17 protein-coding genes and 1 rRNA gene are annotated in these 19569 nt (G+C 44.3%); 9 read left to right on the top strand and 9 right to left on the bottom strand.

Going from position 1 to position 19569, the window contains the following annotated elements; translation table 11 throughout:
* Positions 1-4: 4 nt before the first annotated feature.
* On the top strand, positions 5-943 hold the full coding sequence (locus HCJ96_RS02585; protein ID WP_169209490.1) for a flagellar motor protein MotB: 939 nt from the start codon (positions 5-7) through the stop codon (positions 941-943).
* Here HCJ96_RS02585 and HCJ96_RS02580 read toward each other — a convergent pair whose 3' ends face one another.
* From HCJ96_RS02580 to HCJ96_RS02560, 5 genes are read right to left on the bottom strand one after another with little or no spacing between them, the layout of a single operon-like run.
* Positions 944-2200, bottom strand: coding sequence for an SAM-dependent methyltransferase (locus tag HCJ96_RS02580; protein WP_169209489.1), 1257 nt, complete (start codon positions 2198-2200; stop codon positions 944-946).
* Positions 2187-2933 carry a DUF1365 domain-containing protein gene (locus HCJ96_RS02575; RefSeq protein ID WP_169209488.1) on the bottom strand — a complete coding sequence of 249 codons (747 nt, stop codon included), beginning with the start codon at positions 2931-2933 and terminating at the stop codon, positions 2187-2189. The genes HCJ96_RS02580 and HCJ96_RS02575 overlap by 14 nt, the downstream gene beginning before the upstream one ends.
* Positions 2933-4204, bottom strand: a complete 1272-nt coding sequence (locus HCJ96_RS02570) for an NAD(P)/FAD-dependent oxidoreductase (RefSeq protein ID WP_169209487.1) — start codon at positions 4202-4204, stop codon at positions 2933-2935. The genes HCJ96_RS02575 and HCJ96_RS02570 overlap by 1 nt, the downstream gene beginning before the upstream one ends.
* 8 nt (positions 4205-4212) lie before the next feature.
* Positions 4213-4953, bottom strand: coding sequence for an SDR family NAD(P)-dependent oxidoreductase (locus HCJ96_RS02565; RefSeq protein ID WP_169209486.1), 741 nt, complete (start codon positions 4951-4953; stop codon positions 4213-4215).
* A complete protein-coding gene (locus tag HCJ96_RS02560; protein WP_169209485.1) occupies positions 4953-5387 on the bottom strand; it encodes a nuclear transport factor 2 family protein in 435 nt (144 codons plus the stop codon). Before HCJ96_RS02560 ends, HCJ96_RS02565 begins: the two co-directional genes overlap by 1 nt.
* A 150-nt stretch (positions 5388-5537) precedes the next feature.
* Here HCJ96_RS02560 and HCJ96_RS02555 point away from each other — a divergent pair, with 150 nt between their 5' ends.
* The 3 genes from HCJ96_RS02555 to HCJ96_RS02545 all read left to right on the top strand — a co-directional run bounded on the left by HCJ96_RS02555 (position 5538) and on the right by HCJ96_RS02545 (position 7507).
* Positions 5538-6143 (top strand): LON peptidase substrate-binding domain-containing protein, encoded by a 606-nt coding sequence (locus tag HCJ96_RS02555; RefSeq protein ID WP_169209484.1) that lies wholly within the window; start codon positions 5538-5540, stop codon positions 6141-6143.
* Positions 6144-6228: 85 nt separating this feature from the next.
* Positions 6229-6840: a sigma-70 family RNA polymerase sigma factor gene (locus tag HCJ96_RS02550; protein WP_169209483.1), complete on the top strand. Its 612-nt coding sequence runs from the start codon at positions 6229-6231 to the stop codon at positions 6838-6840.
* Positions 6833-7507 carry a ChrR family anti-sigma-E factor gene (locus tag HCJ96_RS02545; RefSeq protein ID WP_169209482.1) on the top strand — a complete coding sequence of 225 codons (675 nt, stop codon included), beginning with the start codon at positions 6833-6835 and terminating at the stop codon, positions 7505-7507. Before HCJ96_RS02550 ends, HCJ96_RS02545 begins: the two co-directional genes overlap by 8 nt.
* 6 nt (positions 7508-7513) lie before the next feature.
* On the opposite strand, the gene HCJ96_RS02540 is transcribed toward HCJ96_RS02545, so the two are convergent.
* A complete protein-coding gene (locus tag HCJ96_RS02540; protein WP_169209481.1) occupies positions 7514-8278 on the bottom strand; it encodes an outer membrane protein assembly factor BamD in 765 nt (254 codons plus the stop codon).
* 168 nt (positions 8279-8446) lie between these two features.
* Here HCJ96_RS02540 and rluD point away from each other — a divergent pair, with 168 nt between their 5' ends.
* The 3 genes from rluD (at position 8447) to clpB (ending at position 12834) form a co-directional block, all read left to right on the top strand.
* Positions 8447-9439 carry a 23S rRNA pseudouridine(1911/1915/1917) synthase RluD gene (rluD, locus tag HCJ96_RS02535; RefSeq protein WP_169209480.1) on the top strand — a complete coding sequence of 331 codons (993 nt, stop codon included), beginning with the start codon at positions 8447-8449 and terminating at the stop codon, positions 9437-9439.
* Positions 9429-10172, top strand: coding sequence for a peptidoglycan editing factor PgeF (gene pgeF, locus HCJ96_RS02530; protein ID WP_169209479.1), 744 nt, complete (start codon positions 9429-9431; stop codon positions 10170-10172). Before rluD ends, pgeF begins: the two co-directional genes overlap by 11 nt.
* A gap of 88 nt (positions 10173-10260) precedes the next feature.
* Positions 10261-12834: an ATP-dependent chaperone ClpB gene (clpB, locus tag HCJ96_RS02525; protein ID WP_169209478.1), complete on the top strand. Its 2574-nt coding sequence runs from the start codon at positions 10261-10263 to the stop codon at positions 12832-12834.
* Between the two features lie 70 nt (positions 12835-12904).
* On the opposite strand, the gene prsT is transcribed toward clpB, so the two are convergent.
* The 3 genes from prsT to xdp1 (HCJ96_RS02510) form a co-directional block, all read right to left on the bottom strand.
* Positions 12905-15691 (bottom strand): XrtA/PEP-CTERM system TPR-repeat protein PrsT, encoded by a 2787-nt coding sequence (prsT, locus tag HCJ96_RS02520; RefSeq protein WP_169209477.1) that lies wholly within the window; start codon positions 15689-15691, stop codon positions 12905-12907.
* Between the two features lie 108 nt (positions 15692-15799).
* Positions 15800-16570: an exosortase-dependent surface protein XDP1 gene (gene xdp1, locus HCJ96_RS02515; protein WP_169209476.1), complete on the bottom strand. Its 771-nt coding sequence runs from the start codon at positions 16568-16570 to the stop codon at positions 15800-15802.
* 368 nt (positions 16571-16938) lie between these two features.
* Positions 16939-17715, bottom strand: coding sequence for an exosortase-dependent surface protein XDP1 (xdp1, locus tag HCJ96_RS02510; RefSeq protein WP_169209475.1), 777 nt, complete (start codon positions 17713-17715; stop codon positions 16939-16941).
* A 250-nt stretch (positions 17716-17965) separates the two neighbouring features.
* On the opposite strand from xdp1 (HCJ96_RS02510), the gene pssA reads away from it, so the two are divergent.
* On the top strand, positions 17966-18814 hold the full coding sequence (gene pssA, locus HCJ96_RS02505) for a CDP-diacylglycerol--serine O-phosphatidyltransferase (RefSeq protein ID WP_169209474.1): 849 nt from the start codon (positions 17966-17968) through the stop codon (positions 18812-18814).
* 441 nt (positions 18815-19255) lie between these two features.
* Positions 19256-19569 (top strand): 16S ribosomal RNA (locus HCJ96_RS02500); the annotation flags it as partial.

The raw sequence follows: 19569 nt of genomic DNA, 5'->3' as shown, positions 1-19569 counted from the left end.
GAGCATGGCTGAAGAGAAAGAATGTCCAAAATGTCCTCCTGAGGGACTGCCCCCGTGGATGGGGACATTTGCTGATCTGATGTCTCTGTTAATGTGCTTTTTCGTTTTGCTTCTGGCTTTCTCAGAAATGGATGTGCTTAAGTTTAAACAGATAGCGGGCTCAATGAAGTTTGCATTCGGGGTGCAGAATAAAATTGAAGTGAAAGATATTCCCAAAGGTACCAGTGTTATCGCGATGGAATTTCGTCCGGGGCGTCCAGACCCTACGCCAATAGAAAATATTCAGCAACAGACAATCGAAATGACCCAGCAAATGCTGGAATTTCAAGCGGGTGACGAAGACAACGCTGGAGGCCGTCAGAAACAACGGGGTACTCAGCGTGGTGGTCAGTCTCAGCAAACCGCGACAGATCAGTCTTCATCAGCTCAGCAAAGCGAAAGTAAAGACCAATCTAACGAACTCATGAAAAAGGTGGCGCAACAGCTGCAAAAGCAAATCCTGGACGGGTCAATTGAAATGGAGTCGCTGGGGCAACAAATTACGATTCGTATTCGTGAGAATGGGTCGTTTTCAGCAGGTTCAGCATTTTTACAACCTCAGTTTATTCCAATCCTACGGAAAATAGGATTGATCCTTGCCGATGTACCAGGCGAAATAGAAATTTCCGGACACAGCGATGGGCAGAATATCTCTAACGAGCTATACCGCTCGAACTGGGACTTATCCGCTCAACGCGCCGTTGCGGTGGCAGAAGAAGTTCGCCGTGCACCGGGGTTTGATGAAGCGCGTATGCGCGTTGTCGGAAAAGCCAGCACAGAACCGCTGATTGATGAGGCAAGTACCCCACTTGAGAGAGCACGCAACCGACGTGTCGAAATCAATATTAATCAGGGTAAGCCTATGCTGTCTAAGCCCATATCCGTTATTGAAGAGGGCGAGTGATTACACTCGCTTAATAGCCTGGTGAAAACCGGGCTTCGATAGCACGATTTGCACGGTACTGATCGTTCTTTCTAAAAAGCCGCCTTCACAATACTTTAGGTAGTACGTCCACAAGCGATGAAACTGCTCATCATAACCGGCCTGAGTCAACTCATCCTTCGATTGGATAAAACGGTGATACCAATCGTTCAGCGTTTTGGCGTAATCTAAACCTATATCATGCAAGTCCCGGATGACCAGGTTGCTGCTGCGCTTAAAGTGCGTATTCAGTACCTCAATCGAGGGTAAGAACCCTCCAGGGAAAATGTATTTCTGGATAAAGTCTACGCTGTTTGCGTAATTTTCAAATCGTCTGTCGTCGATTGTGATGCATTGCAACAGCATAAGTGCATCACCCTTAAGTAGAGAATTGCATTTATTAATAAAAGTATCCAGATATCGATGACCTACTGCCTCAATCATTTCCACCGATACTAACTTGGTATAGGTACCTGTTAAATCTCGGTAGTCCTGTTTCAACAAGGTAATCTTGTGATTAAGGCCTTCTTTTTCAATCCAATTGGCTGCATAGGCATGCTGCTCTTCGGAAATCGTCGTTGTGGTCACTTTTGCACCAAAATGCTTTGCCGCATAGATAGCTAAACCGCCCCAGCCCGTGCCGATTTCCAACAGATGATCGTCTTCGTTTAACTGAAGTTTTTCACAGATAGTATGTAACTTATGTTGCTGTGCTTCAGCAAGCGATGCGTTGGGATCTGGATAAATAGCAGATGAGTACATCATACTGTCATCAAGGAAAGTTCGATAAAGCCTGTTACCCAGATCATAGTGCGCTTCAATGTTGCGCTTCGCCTGACCGAGCGAGTTTCGGTTAAGGAAATGCTGGATTTTCCAATACGGCATAGTGAGCCATCTGAACTTTTGTTCCCACTGATCAAGCATGGGTAAGTTTCGGGCAAAAATGCGTATGACCGCAGTTAAATCTCGTGTGGTCCATAATCCGTTCATGTAAGTTTCACCTGACGCCACACTGCCTCCCAGCAGCAAATGTCGATAGGCAGTAGGACACAGTATATTTACATGGGCGTGTAAGCCGCGATCTGGTTGACCGAAGCTGACAACTTCTTCTCCTCGTTCCTCTATCGTAATTTTGCCAAACTTTATCTGGCTGAGCGCTTTAAAAAATATCCGCCGATACGTTTTTTGCGCGAGCGTCAGTGTTTGTGTGGAAGTAATGATATTTTCACTTGTCGCCATGTGTAGCCCCATGTTTTTCTGAAGCATAAGGGTAAAAAGGGGTACCCTTCAGCCATAATTTTAGTGCCTGGTAGTAGATTCCAACGACGGTTTTAATCGACATACCAGGTATTTTAAACAAACATTTTCTAAGGTTTTGCGTTGTCAAAGGCTGACGCTGTAGCGTTAATCCAGCCGTGAAGTCTTTCTTCTGTTGATGACAATCCAGTGCAATAGACAGTTTTTCATCTGGCGCTGATACTCGCCATTTGTAAACCATATCCATGGGGTTGAACGGAGAAACATGAAATGCTTTTGGGCTGTCTTCCTGTTTGTCTAAATCGACCAAATAACAGTGTGTTTCATGCCACGGCGTATTGCTGACTTCAGCTAACATATGAGTGAAAGTGCCATGAATATTGCGCAAAAAATAGAAGTTTACTGGGCTGAAATAAAAACCCAGTGTACGTAATTGACCAAGCAAAAAAACATCGCCGACTAACGGCGACCCGTGCAACGTTGACATTTTTTTACGAACGGCCACCGCCAGTGATTCTTCAGCATCACCCAGATAGTCCTGTCGTCTGAACTGAACAAGTGAAAGTCGGGAGGTAGAAATATACTTCACGCTTGAGCAAATTTGATCAATTTCATCTAGCTTTAGCCAGAACAGGAACATACTGTAGTTAAAGGCGTGTCGGGTGGGGCGGAATCGTTGATGAAAAACGTTTCCATGATAAATTGCGCTTTGCATTACATGTCTTCCCCAAACTTCTTACACACGTCTAACGCGCTTCTGACACCATCTTCATGGAAACCGTTGTACCAGTATGCTCCGCAGAAATAAATATTTTGTTTTCCGCATATTTCTTCTTTACGAAGCTGCGCTTGGATCATCTTTTGACTAAACTGCGGATGTGAATAGCAGTAACTGCCCAAGATCGTTTCTGGCTTGATCGAAGCACTATCATTAAGCGTCACGCAAAATGTTTTACTTGTATCTAAACGCTGCAAAATATTCATGTTGTAAGTCACTGATGCAGGCGCTGAACTAACCCGATTTTCATTCTGTTTAAGGCGGTAGTTCCAACTTGCCCAGGCTAGTTTTCTATCTGGCAATAAGCTGGTGTCAGTATGCAATACCACATCGTTATTTGCATATTGCATACTGCCTAATATGTCCTGATAAGCAGCATTGTTATTTTTCAACATGGAAAGAGCCTGGTCACTGTGACATGCTAAAACAACATCATCGAACTGATATTGGTTTCTCGCATCATCAATCAGAATAACGCCCTCATTTGTGGTCTCCACCTGCGCTATGGCGGTGGATAATTTTATGTTGTCTGCAAAAGGCTTTATTAACGGTTCAATATACTGAGAAGAGCCGCCAGCAATGGTGCGCCACTGGGGGCGGTGATTGATGTTGAGTAATCCGTGATTATTGAAAAACTGCAGGAAAAACTGCAGCGGAAATTTCTCTGCCTGTGCCAGACTGGACGACCAGATTGCCGCGCACATAGGAAGAATATAATGCGTGGAGAATAACGGGCTTAGTTTCAACTCTTCAATTAACGAAGATAACGTACGACCGCTGACGTCTTCTTTATTGGCAATAAGTTGCTTACATGCCTTATTGAAAGCAACGATATCTTTTACCAGCCTCCAGAAACGAGGCTTAAAAAGATTGCGACGCTGCGCAAACAGTGAATTGAGATTATTGCCATTGTATTCAAGCTTGCTGGTTTCACAATGGACGGAAAAACTCATTTCGGTAGGTTGGCTGCGCACATCTAATCTTTCCAGTAGACGAATGAAGTTAGGATACGTCCAATCGTTATAGACGATGAAGCCGGTATCAATTTGATACTGTTGCTTATCTACTGAAACTGTTTTGGTGGCGGTATGTCCTCCAATGTAATCATTCGCTTCAAAAACGGTGACATCATTGCGCCGGCTCAAAAGATACGCTGAAGTAAGACCAGCGATACCTGTGCCAACTACGGCAATTCTTCGTTTTGTCATTGGTGAACTCACATATTACTGCGCATTTTTTTTGCAAGAAAATGTTGTAAAGATGACGGTAGCATATTCAATGTCTTCATTATCACACTAAAGCGGGTAGGGAACGTGATCTCGTCTTTTTTATCTTCGATACCTTTAAGCAATGCTTTCGCGGCTTTTTCTACCGAAATAATCATCGGCATCTCAAAGTCGTTTTTGTCAGTGAGGGGGGTTTCAACAAAACCAGGCGATACGGTTTGCACCTTGATGTTTTTTGCGTCTAAATCAACCTTCAGGCTTTGTGAGAAGTAGTGCAGCGCGGCTTTACTCGCGCCGTAGGCTTCTGCCCGGGTAAAGGGAAACAAGCGGGCCATGCTATCTACGATGACAAAAGACTTGCCTGGTTTACCAGTGGGAAGCAGGGCTGCTACACAATTCACCACACCAAAGAAATTTGCACTAAATACCCGCTGAAACATCGCTGGTTCAAACTGATCTATATCGACATACTCACAGGTACCCGCATTGAGTACGGCAATATCCCAGTCAACGTCGGCTAATATCTGGGCCGTTTCCTCTTCCTTACTTACATCAAATTGAAGCGTCTTCACCCCTAACGAGGTTTCTAAAGTTTGTAATTTTTCCTGATTTCGACCGCATGCAGTAACTGACCAGCCCTGTTGAACAGCCTGTTTGACCAATTCCAACCCTATTCCTGACGTGGCACCAGTAACAAGTAAACGTTGTTGTTGCTTAGGTAAGTGTGACATTACGCTTCCCTTAATCTAGATTTAATGGCTTTGATGACCCACTTTAATAATGGAATATTTTCGTAGACCAGCTGACCTACATCAAAGTAATCGCGGTGAAAGAAAATTCCGTCAGCCTTCACTTTTAAGTGTGAAACGCCCTCTACTTCAATTGGCTTAGTAGGTAATGAGGATAATTTCATCATCATGGTCCAGCTTACAAAACACACTTTTATATCACTATCTACGCTTTCACTGATGGAGTGGATGCAAAATGTACATTCCTCAACCTTGTCGCGAAGTGCTGACAGGTAAGTGGCTAAATTGTTTAAACCATGCAGGTGATTTACCGGGTCTATAAACTCTACATCTTCTGTGTAGAATTTTCGCAAGTCAGAGGGGGAACTTCGGTGGAACTGCTCAAAATGTTTACAAAATGCGTCAACGGGATTCATGAATTGATAAAAATTTATTTAGTTTTCAATACATAGTTTCTATTTAACCAGATCACTTTGCCAGCCCTTATTAAACAAGGGTTACTATAACGATCCAAATATTAGTCGATAGCGTAGCTAGGCAAATTCTGCAAATCTTTTACGGTGTTAATGAAAGCGGAAAAGCTGCCAATTTTTCCCTTGTCTGCGCACATTTTACCGGGTGGTAGAATGTCGTTGCGTATCTTTGAGCCCCGCTACATGCGTATGGTTAAGCATGCGTGCGCGACAGATTCGATGTTTGTAATTTGCATGCATAATGCACGTGTTAGCCAAGCTGGAGATGAGCGCGTTCTTCCTATAGGTACCGCTGTCCGTGTGGTTGACTTTAATACGTTACCGGATGGTCTACTTGGCATAAAGGTTGCTGGACACTATTGTGTTGAGGTGACCGATGTGGTGACTGAATCTGACGGGCTACAATTTGCAAATTGCGAAAAAGTTCAGATTTGGCATTCACAGCAACCTGCTCAACAGATCGCTCCTATGGACGAATATTTAAAGGAAGTTTTTGCGCAATTTAAGGATTTAGCTCAACAATATGATGAGCTTAAATACCATGAAGCAAATTGGGTTTTGTTTAGGTGGTTAGAGTTACTACCAATTGACGCAGAAAAAAAACAACAGTTTTTAGTACAAAAAGACGCAAAACCGTTGTTAAGTTATTTATCTGCATTGCACGCAGTGATGGCAGATGAGGTTACCCGAGTGTCGTGAGTTGAGGTCACTTGTGGTGGGATAACACTTTAAATCTTTGTGCTTAGGATCTGACAATCATTTCAGAAAACGCGGATGAACCTATATGTTAGTTGGAATTCCTTTGGAACAAAGCAACAGTGTCATTAAACCGAGAGATTGTGCAAGCGAGATGTCTGATTATATCGTTGCAGTAGCCGAGACTCGATGTAAAGCCTCATTTGGCCGAGTTTTTAGTTATTTTGCACCCCGTCTGCGCTCCTACGCACTTAAGCAAATGGGCAATGAGGCGCTGGCGATGGAGCTTGTGCAAGACACTATGTCTAACGTCTGGCAAAAGGCCCACTTGTTTAACGCGGAAAAAGGCTCGCCATCCACCTGGATATTCACCATTGCACGAAACATCCGTTTCGATATGTTGCGTAAATTGCAGAACCGTAAAGAAGATGTGTGCTCAGATGACCTGTGGCCAGTCTTATGTGAACAAACAGCAGATCTTAAAGAAGCATCGCTGGATGAACAAATTACGCTGGAACAGATTGGTTTTATGTTTGAATCTCTTCCACCTAAACAGCAGGCAGTGATTGAAGCCATTTACATTGATGGTAAATCACAGCAGGAAGTGGCAGATGAACTTGTAATTCCACTTGGGACGGTGAAATCCCGTACTCGCTTAGCGTTACAACGTTTGAAAGGTATGCTTAACGACGATGATTAATTTTCACCCCACTGGCGAACAATTAACTTTGTTCGCAGAAGGGGCGTTGTCACCTGAAGAATCAGTATTGGTTTCTGCACACGTTGATATGTGCGAGTGGTGCAGGGACGAGCTTCAGCAAAAAACCGAATTGTTGGCGGCAAAGGTGTTTCATTTGAATGAGCCTGTATTGCGTCAGCACAAACTTGATTCAATGTTTGAGGGGATTACTTCCTCAAGTGCGTACTTTACTCAATCCTCTCTTCCATACTCTCAACATAGTCAATACATCCATCTCGACGGTATGCGCTTTCAGCTACCTCGAACTTTGAGAAAATATGCACTCAAGGCGGGAGGTTGGTCCTATCTAGCCGGCAAAACGTGGCAAACAGCCATCGATTTTAATAGTAGCTGGCAGGCTAGTTTTATGTATCTGGAGAAAGGCGGGCACATTCCGGAACACCAGTACGTGGGAAAAGCGTATTGGTTAATTATTGATGGTGAACTCTCCGAAGGGAGAAAAGTACACAAAAAAGGGGACTTCGTAGCAATTAAGGAGGAGGCCTCCAAGACCCCAGTTTGCAATGCAGAGCAGGGGTGTTTGGTTTTTACCGTACTTGAGAAGCCGGTGGTATTTTCAACGGGATTGACAAACTTACTCAACCCCTCCAGCCACCTTTACTTTTAACTATAATTAACTGATGAAATCACTATCAGGATAATTAAGTTTCAAGGTTTTCATTGCATTTTGCTTTAGTTCTTCCAATCCCAGTTCGGTGTAGCTTGAAACCATAATTTCTAATGCCTGCTGGACTTGATCTGAGTTTGGGTAATGCTCAATCACATAACGTCCGCGGTTCGCTGCAGCTACATAGGCCTGTCTGCGCATATAAAAACGTGCAATAGCAATTTCATAACGTGCCAGACGATCTTTAATAAAAACCATGCGTTTTTGCGCATCCGCAGCGTATTTGCTGTCAGGGTGCTCTTCAATTAATTTTCTAAAATCATTAAATGCTTCACGTGATTTTTCCGGATCTCGATCAGCGCGGTCAATCCCCATTAAATCCTGAAACAGATTATTTTCTGCATCCATATTGGTTAGTCCGCGCATGTAACGAACATAATCAACGTCTGAATGGTTCGGATTCAAGCGTAAAAAACGGTCAATCGTGGCGAGAGTCTCGTCCGTTTTACTTGCCTTATAGTAGCTGTAAATCAAATCTAACTGGACCTGATGCGATAATGGTCCGAAAGGGTAACGCGAATCAAGTGTGCTTAATGTCTCTGCAGCATTACTAAAATTTCCGGCTGCCATGCTTTGTTTCGCTCTTTCATAAAGCTGCTGCGCACCCATGTTAGCCATTGCCAGCTTTTCTTCGTCTGTGGATGAACTGCACCCAGATAAGCTAATTGCCGCGCCCAATAGCACGGGCATAATAAATCGTATCGATCTCATAGCGTATTACATTCCTGCTATTTTATTTAATTATGTCTATTGCGACATATTTGATTGAGAGCATTCTAACGCAATCAGACTTTAAAGCACCACATAAAAGCAATAAAGTTTGCCGCGATCTGAAACAAATCTTGTTATAATAATGGTTTTAGCAAATACTCAGGTGTTATGAGTCAAAACCATACCGATGTAAACATCATTTCCCTTCAGGCTGAAGCAGAATCTCGCCACTTCGGACAGAGATTAGATCAGGTTGTTGCGGATTTGTTCCCGGAATATTCTCGTTCGAAGTTAAAAAGCTGGATACAGGCAGGAAAACTGGTTGTTGATGGTGAAGTTATCAATACTCCTCGGCAAAAGGTAAATGGTCACGAATTAATCGAACTTAATGCAGAACTTGAAGTTCAGTTGACCAGTAAGCCACAGGACATCAAGCTGGATATCGTTTATGAAGATGAGCACATCTTAATCATTAATAAACCGGCTGATATGGTTGTTCATCCTGGCGCTGGTAATCAGGATGGAACCTTGCTTAATGCGTTGTTAGCGCATGTACCCAATATCGATAAAGTGCCCAGGGCGGGGATTGTGCATCGTCTTGATAAAGACACGACCGGCTTGATGGTGGTGGCTAAAACAGTCACTGCGCAAACACATCTGGTCGAACAGTTACAACAACGTACGATGAGCAGAGAATACGAGGCCTTGGCGTTGGGTACTATGGTAGCGGGTGGTTTAGTCGATGCGCCGATTGGCAGGCATGCAACAAAGCGGACGCATATGGCTGTGCGCGAAACTGGCAAACCAGCAGTAACTCATTATCGCGTGATTGAAAAATTCCGCGCACATACCCACGTGAGACTGAAATTGGAAACCGGACGTACCCACCAAATTCGTGTACATATGGCGCATATCAAACATCCCCTGGTAGGCGATATCACCTACGGTGGACGCCCAAGATTGCCGAAAGGAGCCTCTGAAGAATTTGTTAATACACTGCGTAATTTTAAACGCCAGGCTCTGCATGCTGCACAACTCTCTTTGCACCATCCAGAAACTGAGGAGTGGATGACGTGGCAGGCGCCCCTTCCGCAAGACATGGTTGCATTAATTAACACTGTGCGCGAGGACACCAAAATAAATCCGTTAGATGACTATTAATTACGCGTGGTTTTCACCTGAATGGGATAGGCCGGATAACATCACGGCCTATGTTTCCACCCGGTTAAATAACAGCGGCTTTGCAGTTCACGGTGAACCCTACTCCGAAAATAATATTGCCTTACACGTTGACGATGACCCTGACAGGGTTTTGCACAACAGATCGCTGTTACCTTTTTCAAATCGCTTGTGCTGGTTAAATCAAACTCACAGTAATGTTTGTGTGACCTTGCCATACCTTTCCGACACTGCAGATGCATCAATCAGCACAAGTCGCAGATACTGGTGTGCGATCATGACGGCAGACTGCGTTCCAATACTCATCACCAACTCGTCGGGCACCGAAGTCGCTGCTATTCATGCGGGGTGGCAGGGTTTGACCAATGGTATTATTAAAAACACACTTCACTCAATGGATTCGAACCCTAAAGACTGTCTGGCCTGGATAGGCCCAGCTATATGTAAAAACTGTTTTGAGGTTGATGCTGATTTTTCCGGCCAATTCACTCAATGGCCACATACCATTGAAGCAAGATCATTAGAAAAGGCTTACATTGATTTGCCTGAAATTGCACGCTGCCAGTTGCATTCACTCGGTCTTACAAATGTCACCCTGTCTTCGCTATGTACTTACGAAAACGAATCGCTGTTTTTTTCTCATCGTCGTTCGCAGCATCAAGGACATCAGGCAACGGGCCGCATGGTTTCGGTAATTGGCATTAACAAATGCTGAGTCGTAATACGTAATTTTCGACTACTCTCTTGAAAGCAACATTCTGAATACCCATAAATTAATTGTCGTAAATTAACAGAGATCTGCTATGAGACTTGACAGATTTACCAGCAAATTTCAGCTTGCAATTTCAGATGCCCAATCGTTGGCATTAGGGCGTGATCATCAATTTATTGAGCCTGTCCATTTAATGACCGCTATGCTGAATCAGCAAGGGGGCTCTGTCAGGCCACTACTGGATCAGGCAAAATTGAATGTGAATGGCTTTCGTTCAGCGTTGAGTCAGGCCATAGAACGAATTCCTCGGGTAGAAGGAATTGGGGGTGACATTCAGCTTAGCAAAGACAGCGGAATGTTGCTGAATTTGTGTGACAAAATTGCTCAGCAACGCAAAGACGAATACATTACCTCGGAAATCTTTGTGTTAGCAGCACTTCAGGATAAAGGTCGCCTCGGAGAAATTTTAAAAGAGTTAGGGGCCACCAGAGAAAAAATCGAAAGCGCCATCGACAGCATGCGGGGAGGCCAAAAAGTTACCGATCCTAACGCAGAAGATGTCCGCCAGGCACTTGAGAAATTTACCACAGACTTAACCGAGCGGGCTGAACAGGGCAAACTCGACCCTGTTATTGGCCGTGATGAAGAGATTCGTCGTACCGTTCAAGTACTGCAACGTCGCACCAAAAATAATCCTGTATTAATCGGGGAGCCGGGTGTGGGTAAGACGGCGATTGTGGAAGGTCTGGCCCAACGAATTATCAACGGTGAAGTACCAGAGGGTTTAAAAAATAAACGGGTCTTAGCATTAGACATGGGCGCATTGGTAGCGGGCGCTAAATACCGTGGTGAATTTGAAGAACGACTTAAAGCGGTCTTGAACGAGTTATCTAAAGAAGAAGGCCGTGTGATCCTGTTTATCGATGAGTTGCATACGATGGTGGGAGCAGGGAAAGGTGAGGGTGCTATGGATGCAGGCAACATGCTTAAGCCTGCTTTGGCCCGAGGTGAACTACATTGCGTTGGCGCGACTACGTTAAATGAGTACCGTCAGTTTATCGAAAAAGATGCGGCACTGGAACGACGCTTTCAAAAAGTGCTTGTCAACGAGCCCTCAGTAGAAGACACCATTGCAATTTTACGTGGATTAAAAGAGCGGTATGAATTACACCATTCAGTCGATATTACCGATCCTGCGATTGTAGCCGCTGCCAGCTTATCTCATCGTTACATCAGTGATCGTCAGCTTCCCGATAAAGCAATTGATTTAATCGATGAAGCAGCCTCAAGTATCCGATTGCAAATTGACTCAAAACCTGAAGAGATGGACCGTTTGGAACGTCGGATTATTCAGTTAAAACTGGAAGAACAGGCGCTGGCTAAGGAAACCGATGAAGCCAGCCATAAGCGCCTTGAAATAATTGAGTTGGAGCGAGAACAGGCGGAAAATAAGTACGCCGAGCTGGAGACCGTCTGGAAAGAAGAAAAAGAGGCCATGCAAGGCACGCAAACCATTAAGTCTGAATTGGAACAAGCTAAACTTGATCTGGAGATTGCGCGGCGGGCGTCTGATTTAAGTCGGATGTCAGAATTGCAATACGGCCGCATTCCCGAATTGGAAATGAAACTGGAAAAAGCAGCTGAAAACGAGACTCGGGAAACCAGTCTTTTAAAAAATAAAGTCACTGATGCAGAAATCGCCTATGTACTTTCCAGATGGACCGGAATTCCAGTAGCGAAAATGCTTGAAGGGGAGCGCGAAAAGCTATTGCGCATGGAGGAAGTGCTACATAAGCGGGTAGTCGGGCAAGGCGAAGCCGTTACCGCGGTGTCCAATGCGATTCGGCGCTCCAGGGCCGGACTGGCTGATCCTGATAGACCGATAGGATCGTTTTTGTTCCTTGGGCCGACAGGGGTAGGGAAAACCGAACTGTGTAAAGCATTGGCTGGGTTTATGTTTGACACTGAGGAAGCAATGGTCAGAATCGACATGTCCGAGTTTATGGAAAAGCATTCGGTGGCCAGACTGGTTGGCGCGCCTCCGGGCTACGTGGGGTACGAAGAAGGCGGCTATCTGACCGAGGCAGTGAGACGAAAACCATACTCGGTGATCCTGTTGGACGAAGTAGAGAAGGCACATCCAGATGTCTTCAACATCTTACTGCAAGTACTTGATGATGGTCGCTTGACCGATGGTCAGGGCCGTACCGTCGACTTTAAGAATACTGTGGTAATCATGACTTCGAACTTAGGCTCGGATGTCATCCAGGATAAGAGTGATGACAGTCAGTACGAAGAAATGAAAGCGGCGGTTATGAACGTTGTCAGTCAGCATTTCAGGCCAGAATTTATTAACCGCGTCGACGACATTGTCGTTTTTCATCCTCTGGGTAAAGAACAAATCAAAGCCATTGCGAAAATTCAGTTGGCGTCACTACGTCAACGACTGGCTGATAAAGGCTTTAAACTTGAGCTCTCGGCTCAGGCCATGGATAAACTTGCGGAAGCGGGATTTGATCCAGTATTTGGAGCCAGACCATTAAAAAGAGCAATTCAGACGCAAATTGAAAATCCGCTCGCCCAAAAGTTGTTGTCAGGAGACATGCTACCCGATACCACCATTAGAATTGATGCAAATAACGATAGGTTGGTTGTGTCAGTCTGATGTGCAGCGGCACTAGCCGCTGCATGCATGGTTAAATCATGCCGGGTGAATCAGTTAGACAAATAGAGTTTTATTGTAAAGACTCTTGCAGCGCTTTGGCTTTTTCCTTTTCCGGGAAGGTTTTCTCGAAGGTCTTGTTATCCGCAAAAACCGTAAGCGCTTCGTCATTTCGACCAAGTTTAGCCAGCGTGTAAGCCAGATGGTAATGAAGCGTTGGGCTAGAGGAATTAAGCGTATAGGATTGTCGAAGTTTATCCAGCGCTGCTTTATGTTCACCAGATAGTGCAAGCAACCAGCCCTTAGTATCTATCAATGATGCTGAGTCGGGGGTGACTTCCAATGCCCTATCAATGAAATCATGTGCGCGTTTTAGATCTTTTCCTGCATAAATATTGGCAAGGTTATTCAGCACAAAATGTCGATTGGCTAAGCCATCTACTTTCAACAGCGCCTCATATAGCGGCGCTGCTTCGGCAAAGTTTCTATCCATGTAGTAAATATCAGCGAGCAAATGTTGGGCAAAATAGTTTTGCGGCTGATGCTGAATAAATTCACTCAAATACGCGGTGGTATCATCCCGCTGGTGGCCCTGCTGTGCCATTTCATACATGCGGATCATCGCCAGACTAAAATTGGGATTGGTTTGGTGTGCGGACTTGTAGAATGCAAACGCCTGTGCAAACTGCCCCTTTTCCTGGTTAAGTTCACCTTGAATTAACGCAGTGTTTGGTGTGTTACCAAAGATTTCAACAGCTTTATTTACCTGCGACTCAGCCTTGGCTAGCTCATTTTGCTGGATGTAAAATCTGGCCAGCTCCAGATATGGAATAATCTCATCTTTACTATGTTCAACGGCGGCTTGTAGGGATTTCTCTGCTCCTGGTAGATCATCTGCAGAGACTTGGTACTTACTTAGTTGAATTAGTTGCTGAGGCTGTGTTGCCCAGTGAGCAAATACGATATCCAGTTGTTTCTGCGCGTCAGACTTTCTGCCTAGCTCAATCAGTATTTCAGCTTTTCTGAGGGTATAAGTAGCGGAGAGGCGCTCGATGGCCAACAGCTGATTTATCTCGCTTAGCGCGTTTCGGTAATCTTTTTGCTGTTGATATACAGAGACAAGCAGCTCTCGAGGACGCACGTCATTTTTACTGATCGCCTTGGCTGAGACTAAATATTCAATCGCCTGTTCAAATTGTTTCTGAAGTATGTTCAGTTGGCCGGCTAATAAAAGGGCAGAGACGTTGTTTTTGTCAATGTCCAATGCCTTTCTGATCCCTGCATTGGCACGTTCAACGTTGCCATTGGCAAAATCTATGCGCGCCTTACCAATCACTGCGCCAATCATGGTGGGGTTGGTTTTTAGCACCGCATCAATAATTTCACTGGCTTGGTCAACTTGTCCCAGACGGATAAGCACCTCAGCCAAAAGCACCTGATATCCGGTGTTATCGGGTTCGCGTTCAGTAAGTTTTTGTGCATAGGTAAGTGCACTCTCAAACGAATCTTGCTGACTTAACAGGACCGTCTTCAATTGCAATACTTCTTCTCTTTCAGAATCCGCCAATTTGCTGTCAAGTAATGCCAATGCTTGCTCACGCTCACCCTTACTTAGCAACATTTTTGCTCGCAAAATTGCCAGTTCTGGTGTGTCGGGAAAATTTGCTTCTATCGCAGGCAACAATTGTTCGCACTTGAACCTTCTGCGAATAGTCAGATATAACTCACACGCCAGACTTGCCACGTGAACATTTTTTACCACTACGCTTTCGTGCTTTTTCAGAATATTTAATGCATCTTTTACGTAACCCACTCTGAGCAACGAATCGATTAACATGCCTAACAACTCAGGCGTTGCATCTCTGTCTGACAAATAACGTGAGAGTGAAGTACTGGCTAAATCAAAATTTCCATTTATATAAGCAACCACACCCGCAATCAGGCTTAACTCTAGTTTTTGGTTTAGTTGCTGGTCAGTGAGAAGACTGAGTTGCTCACTCAGTTCAGTTAAAATTTTATCCGCTTCCAATTGATTTTCAGTTAACGCCAGAATTCTGGCTTTTAACAGTTTATTTTGGATATCTCCAGGCGTCTGTTTTTCGATTTCAGTGACCAACTTACTTGCTTCTGCATATTCCCCTCGCTGAGCTAGCGCACTGGCTAAAGCGCGCATAACCGAGGGATTGTCCGGAGCAATAGCATAGGCCTGTCGGTAAAGCGCCATGCCGCTATCAAACTGTTCTCGTTTTTCTTTTAATTTTGCCTGAACTAATAGCATGTCCGGATCGCGCGCCTGAATCTGTTGTGCCTGTGTCAGCAGGTTTTCCGCTTCTATTAAACGGTCATTATCAATGTAAAGAGTAGCCAGGCTGGTTAATAGAGGAACAGAGGTGCTGAATTGTGGCAAATGCTTCTCATACAGCGCGATAGCTTCGTCCCTGTCGTTCTCACGCACATGCGCGTTACCTGCAATCAGGATGACAGCGAGTTTGGTTTCACCCTGAATGTTTTGATTGCGCAACATTTCATAGATTTTATCGTAATTTCCTGAAAACAAATACGCACGAGAAAGTGGCGCTAAAACGAGATTTTCATCCGCCCCGGCATCCAGTACCTCCTCAAATTCAATGATCGCATCCCGGATATGTCCGTCAATCAGTAAAATACGTCCCATGAGTAGCTTTGATGGTAAATGTGAAGGGTCTTGCTGTAAGACGTTTTTAAGAAGAATGTAAGCGTCTTGCACCTCCCCCTCAGAAAAGGCCTGTAATGCTTTGTCATAAGATTCTGCCACCGTAGCGTGGACACTATTTACCAATAACATGGTAGACAGCCATACAATAGAAAGGGCCTTTTTCACGTCAACTCCTAATGAAAGCCTCAATATAATTTAAAGAGTGTAATAAAGTTACTTGAAATAAAAAAGCCCCGTGGAGACGGGGCTTTGCTAACTATGAATATTTATGAATTACGCTGAGCGTCTACGATAGGCAAATGCGGCCAGTACAAGTGCCATCAGTACGCCAGTTGCTGGGGTAGGGACATCCCCATCAGGCTCACGCGAATGGGTGGTCAGTGCAGCAATTTTGAATTGGTCGATGTGGCTTGTACCTGCACCATCGGCAAGGCCAAACACTGAGTTGTAGGCACCGATCAGCCAATATTTGGCTTCTGCAGCAATACCTGTGAGGCTATAGCCACCTTTGGTTACGTTTCCGAAACTGCCTGAATAAACGTTAAGTGAGTCGCTTACAATGTCGTTCCAACTATTTCCGCTAAACGTTGGAAGTTCACTAAATGCAGCAATAGATAGGTCAGCATGGTCATGACTGCTACCATCCCTTGTCCAGCCGAGATCTAAACTGGTAAGAGAAACTGCTTCACTAAAGGAGAAGAGCAGCATGTCGGTGCGGGTTTCGTTATCAACAGCATGTCCGTCGTGACCATAGGTATACGCCCTGTTGTAATTTAATAACCCATTTGAGTTAGATGCCACTGTCGCAGTCTCAACTTTATCTGTAAAGGTATAAGACCCCCAGTTAAATCCTGTATCTGCCCATGCTGTTACTGAAACAGATAATCCGCCTTGTGTTTGCGAAATATTGTTACCGTGATAATTTCCCGAACCATAACTTTGTCCAGAAGTTCTAAAATTCCAAGTTGTATCGTCTGCGAATGCATTTTGTGCACAACCTAAACACAATGTAATTACTGCAAAAAAGCCTTTACCCAATTTCATATCCTGCTCCTTAACCATGCAAGTAATTTATAAGCATATATTGTGCCATTCATTTTAAATTTATGTTTTACAAATGGTTGCGTTTGTTGGCTGTAAATATTTCACGAATATATGTAAAGAAAACTGACAGCTTTATTCGTGTGCCAATTAAGATTTAATTAAAAAATTTTAATTAAATGTCTTATAAAATCGGAACTTGAGGAAAAAAAATGTTCTAAGATTCTGCTAATAGAGCTTTGGTAGCGTAATTGCGGTGTAAAAATTGTCAACGATAAAAGGATGTCAGTTAAGGTAGCGTTGTTTTGGTGAAGATACCCCACAGAACGCAGACCTGCTTGCGTGGGGTATAAAAGAACCACGAGGAAATATTATTGCTTTCGTCTTCGATATATAACTAATGCACACACCGCTGCCATAAGGGCACCAGTTGCAGGAGCGGGTACATCACTAGTCGGTTGCTTCGCATGCGTAGTCAACGCTAGCAACTTAAACCCGTCGTTTCCTTTGCCGGCTTTGTCAGCAGTTCCAAAAACTGAATTGTATGCACCGATCAGCCAATATCTCGCTTCAGTGGCAATGCTGGAGAGATCGTAACCCCCGGTTGATACGTTAGCGAAGGTTGAAGAAAAGGTCAGTGTTGTGCTGTTAACGACATCACTCCAGTTACTGCCATTCAGCGACGGAAGTTCGCTAAAGGCTGCTATAGATATATCTGAATAGCCACGTTTATTACTATCCTGGGCCCATCCAAGATTTAAGTTGGTAACGGACACTGCCTCGTCAAATGAAAACAACAGCATGTCTGTACCAAGGCTGTTGTCTATCATGTGACCGTCGGCCTTTTTACCATCATGATAATAGTCGTGCAGTCTATTATAGTTGAGCAGGCCCCATGAGTTTGCGTCGACACGCGCAGATTCTATGGTGCCATTGAGTCGTCCGTATCCATCGTTACCCCAGGTAACGCCGCTGTCAGCCCATGCTGATACCGTTAAATTCTGGCCACTTTGGGAAACGTTGATTTGATTTCCATAATAGTTACCTGTGTCAGCTACATCAGCAAAGTTCCAGGTTGTATCCTCCGCGAATACAGCTTGTCCAAAACATAGGGAGCACAACACTAAAGCTAATTTGCCAGACTTCATGAATTTTTCCTCGCCGATCAAATAATGATGTAACTCATTAATTCTTTTCATTTTAATAGTAATTGCCTGTCTCATTTGAGCAAAAGCTAAAACTGAGTTGGTCAAATTTTATCAAATTCATCAATCCGTATCGTATGTCAGCGCTTATAAGTGTATTGAGTTTAATACTTGAATAGCTTTTTAGTCTGACTGCTGTTTTAAACCAGTAGCTTATGAAATAATGGCGCAAATTTTTCGAAACTGAGGTTTTATGCCTGACAATAAACGTAAGGGAATTTACCTTTTACCCAACCTGCTGACTACTGCCGGACTTTTCTCCGGCTTTTTTGCTGTTGTTTCGTCGATGAATGGGCGGTTTGAAGCTGCCGCTATTGCCATCTTCGTCGCCATGATCTTTGATGGCTTAGACGGACGAGTTGCGCGGATCACCAATACACAGAGTGATTTCGGTGCAGAGTATGATTCCATGGCTGATATGGTCTCATTTGGTGTTGCACCCGCATTGGTCGCATACAACTGGGGTCTTAGTGACCTAGGTAAATTAGGTTGGCTGGCTGCCTTTATATATGTAGCAGGTGCCGCGTTGCGCCTCGCCAGATTTAACACGCAGGTGGGAATTGCTGATAAACGGTTTTTTCAGGGTTTAGCAAGCCCTGCCGCAGCAGCACTGGTAGCTGGACTGGTGTGGGTCGGAGTCGAGTACGAGGTTAACGGTGACGATTACGGGTTTATTGTTGCAATCGTTACCAGTCTTGCTGGTTTATTAATGGTCAGCAACTTTAAGTACAATTCATTCAAAGAAGTGAATTGGCACGGCAAAGTACCTTTCGTTGCCATCCTTATAGTGATGTTTGTATTTGTTATTGTTGCAACCGAACCCGCTTTAGTATTGTTTATTGTGTTTGCGTTGTATGCGTTAGCCGGTCCAATCAATACCTTTAGAACGGTTGATAAGGTCACACTCGAAGATGTGGTTGGAGATCATGAAGAAGATGCAGACTTCAAGGAATCTGATAAAGCCGCTGACGTTGAAACTGAATCAGATAACGCTGATGCAACGATGAAAGCCTCAAACACGAACGACATAAAAGATAATTAAAAGATTTTCTGAAAAAGAGTTGACGTTCACATTTATCTGCGTAAAATGCGCGCCTCCTCAGACAGAGACCAAACAAAAGTTGCTTGTCTGAGGGAGCAACCAAAGCAGAAAATTTAAAAAACTTTCAAAAAATGGTTGACAAAAAATGGATGCAAAGTATCATACGCATCCCGCTTGAGACAAGGTCTTGAGCGAAATTAGGAAAACCTTATATAGGTCTTCTAAAGCTTCAAAGAACTGAAGCACTCACTGAGACCAGCGGGTAGTCAGTGAGACCAGAAAATATTTTGCTTTGCAAAATATTTTTTGAAAAGCTGAAAAGCGTGCCAATCGGCAAGTCCGATTGACAAAATTGCTCTTTAACAATTTATAACAAGACAATCTGTGTGGGCACTCGTTAAGAGTGTCAACCGACGATTCATATATATAGTTTTTCGATTTTAATTGAAGAGTTTGATCATGGCTCAGATTGAACGCTGGCGGCAGGCCTAACACATGCAAGTCGAACGGTAGCAGGATGTGCTTGCACATCGCTGACGAGTGGCGGACGGGTGAGTAATGCTTGGGAACTTGCCTTTGCGAGGGGGATAACAGTTGGAAACGACTGCTAATACCGCATAATGTTTTCGGACCAAACGGGGCTTAGGCTCCGGCGCAAAGAGAGGCCCAAGTGAGATTAGCTAGTTGGTGAGGTAAAGGCTCACCAAGGCGACGATCTCTAGCTGTTCTGAGAGGAAGATCAGCCACACTGGGAC

This window comes from Alteromonas ponticola (assembly GCF_012911815.1).
In the GTDB taxonomy this organism is placed as follows: Bacteria; Pseudomonadota; Gammaproteobacteria; order Enterobacterales; family Alteromonadaceae; genus Alteromonas; species Alteromonas ponticola.
The sequence above is the reverse complement of the archived record's forward strand: the minus strand, read 5'-3'. Positions and strand labels throughout refer to the sequence as shown.

What these genes read in the sequence shown, in the direction of transcription:
- HCJ96_RS02585 (WP_169209490.1), top strand. Translation starts at nt 5, where the DNA reads ATGGCTGAAGAGAAAGAATGTCCAAAATGTCCTCCTGAGGGACTGCCC.
- HCJ96_RS02580 (WP_169209489.1), bottom strand. Translation starts at nt 2,200, where the DNA reads ATGGCGACAAGTGAAAATATCATTACTTCCACACAAACACTGACGCTC.
- HCJ96_RS02575 (WP_169209488.1), bottom strand. Translation starts at nt 2,933, where the DNA reads ATGCAAAGCGCAATTTATCATGGAAACGTTTTTCATCAACGATTCCGC.
- HCJ96_RS02570 (WP_169209487.1), bottom strand. Translation starts at nt 4,204, where the DNA reads ATGACAAAACGAAGAATTGCCGTAGTTGGCACAGGTATCGCTGGTCTT.
- HCJ96_RS02565 (WP_169209486.1), bottom strand. Translation starts at nt 4,953, where the DNA reads ATGTCACACTTACCTAAGCAACAACAACGTTTACTTGTTACTGGTGCC.
- HCJ96_RS02560 (WP_169209485.1), bottom strand. Translation starts at nt 5,387, where the DNA reads ATGAATCCCGTTGACGCATTTTGTAAACATTTTGAGCAGTTCCACCGA.
- HCJ96_RS02555 (WP_169209484.1), top strand. Translation starts at nt 5,538, where the DNA reads ATGAAAGCGGAAAAGCTGCCAATTTTTCCCTTGTCTGCGCACATTTTA.
- HCJ96_RS02550 (WP_169209483.1), top strand. Translation starts at nt 6,229, where the DNA reads ATGTTAGTTGGAATTCCTTTGGAACAAAGCAACAGTGTCATTAAACCG.
- HCJ96_RS02545 (WP_169209482.1), top strand. Translation starts at nt 6,833, where the DNA reads ATGATTAATTTTCACCCCACTGGCGAACAATTAACTTTGTTCGCAGAA.
- HCJ96_RS02540 (WP_169209481.1), bottom strand. Translation starts at nt 8,278, where the DNA reads ATGAGATCGATACGATTTATTATGCCCGTGCTATTGGGCGCGGCAATT.
- rluD (WP_169209480.1), top strand. Translation starts at nt 8,447, where the DNA reads ATGAGTCAAAACCATACCGATGTAAACATCATTTCCCTTCAGGCTGAA.
- pgeF (WP_169209479.1), top strand. Translation starts at nt 9,429, where the DNA reads ATGACTATTAATTACGCGTGGTTTTCACCTGAATGGGATAGGCCGGAT.
- clpB (WP_169209478.1), top strand. Translation starts at nt 10,261, where the DNA reads ATGAGACTTGACAGATTTACCAGCAAATTTCAGCTTGCAATTTCAGAT.
- xdp1 (WP_169209476.1), bottom strand. Translation starts at nt 16,570, where the DNA reads ATGAAATTGGGTAAAGGCTTTTTTGCAGTAATTACATTGTGTTTAGGT.
- xdp1 (WP_169209475.1), bottom strand. Translation starts at nt 17,715, where the DNA reads ATGAAGTCTGGCAAATTAGCTTTAGTGTTGTGCTCCCTATGTTTTGGA.
- pssA (WP_169209474.1), top strand. Translation starts at nt 17,966, where the DNA reads ATGCCTGACAATAAACGTAAGGGAATTTACCTTTTACCCAACCTGCTG.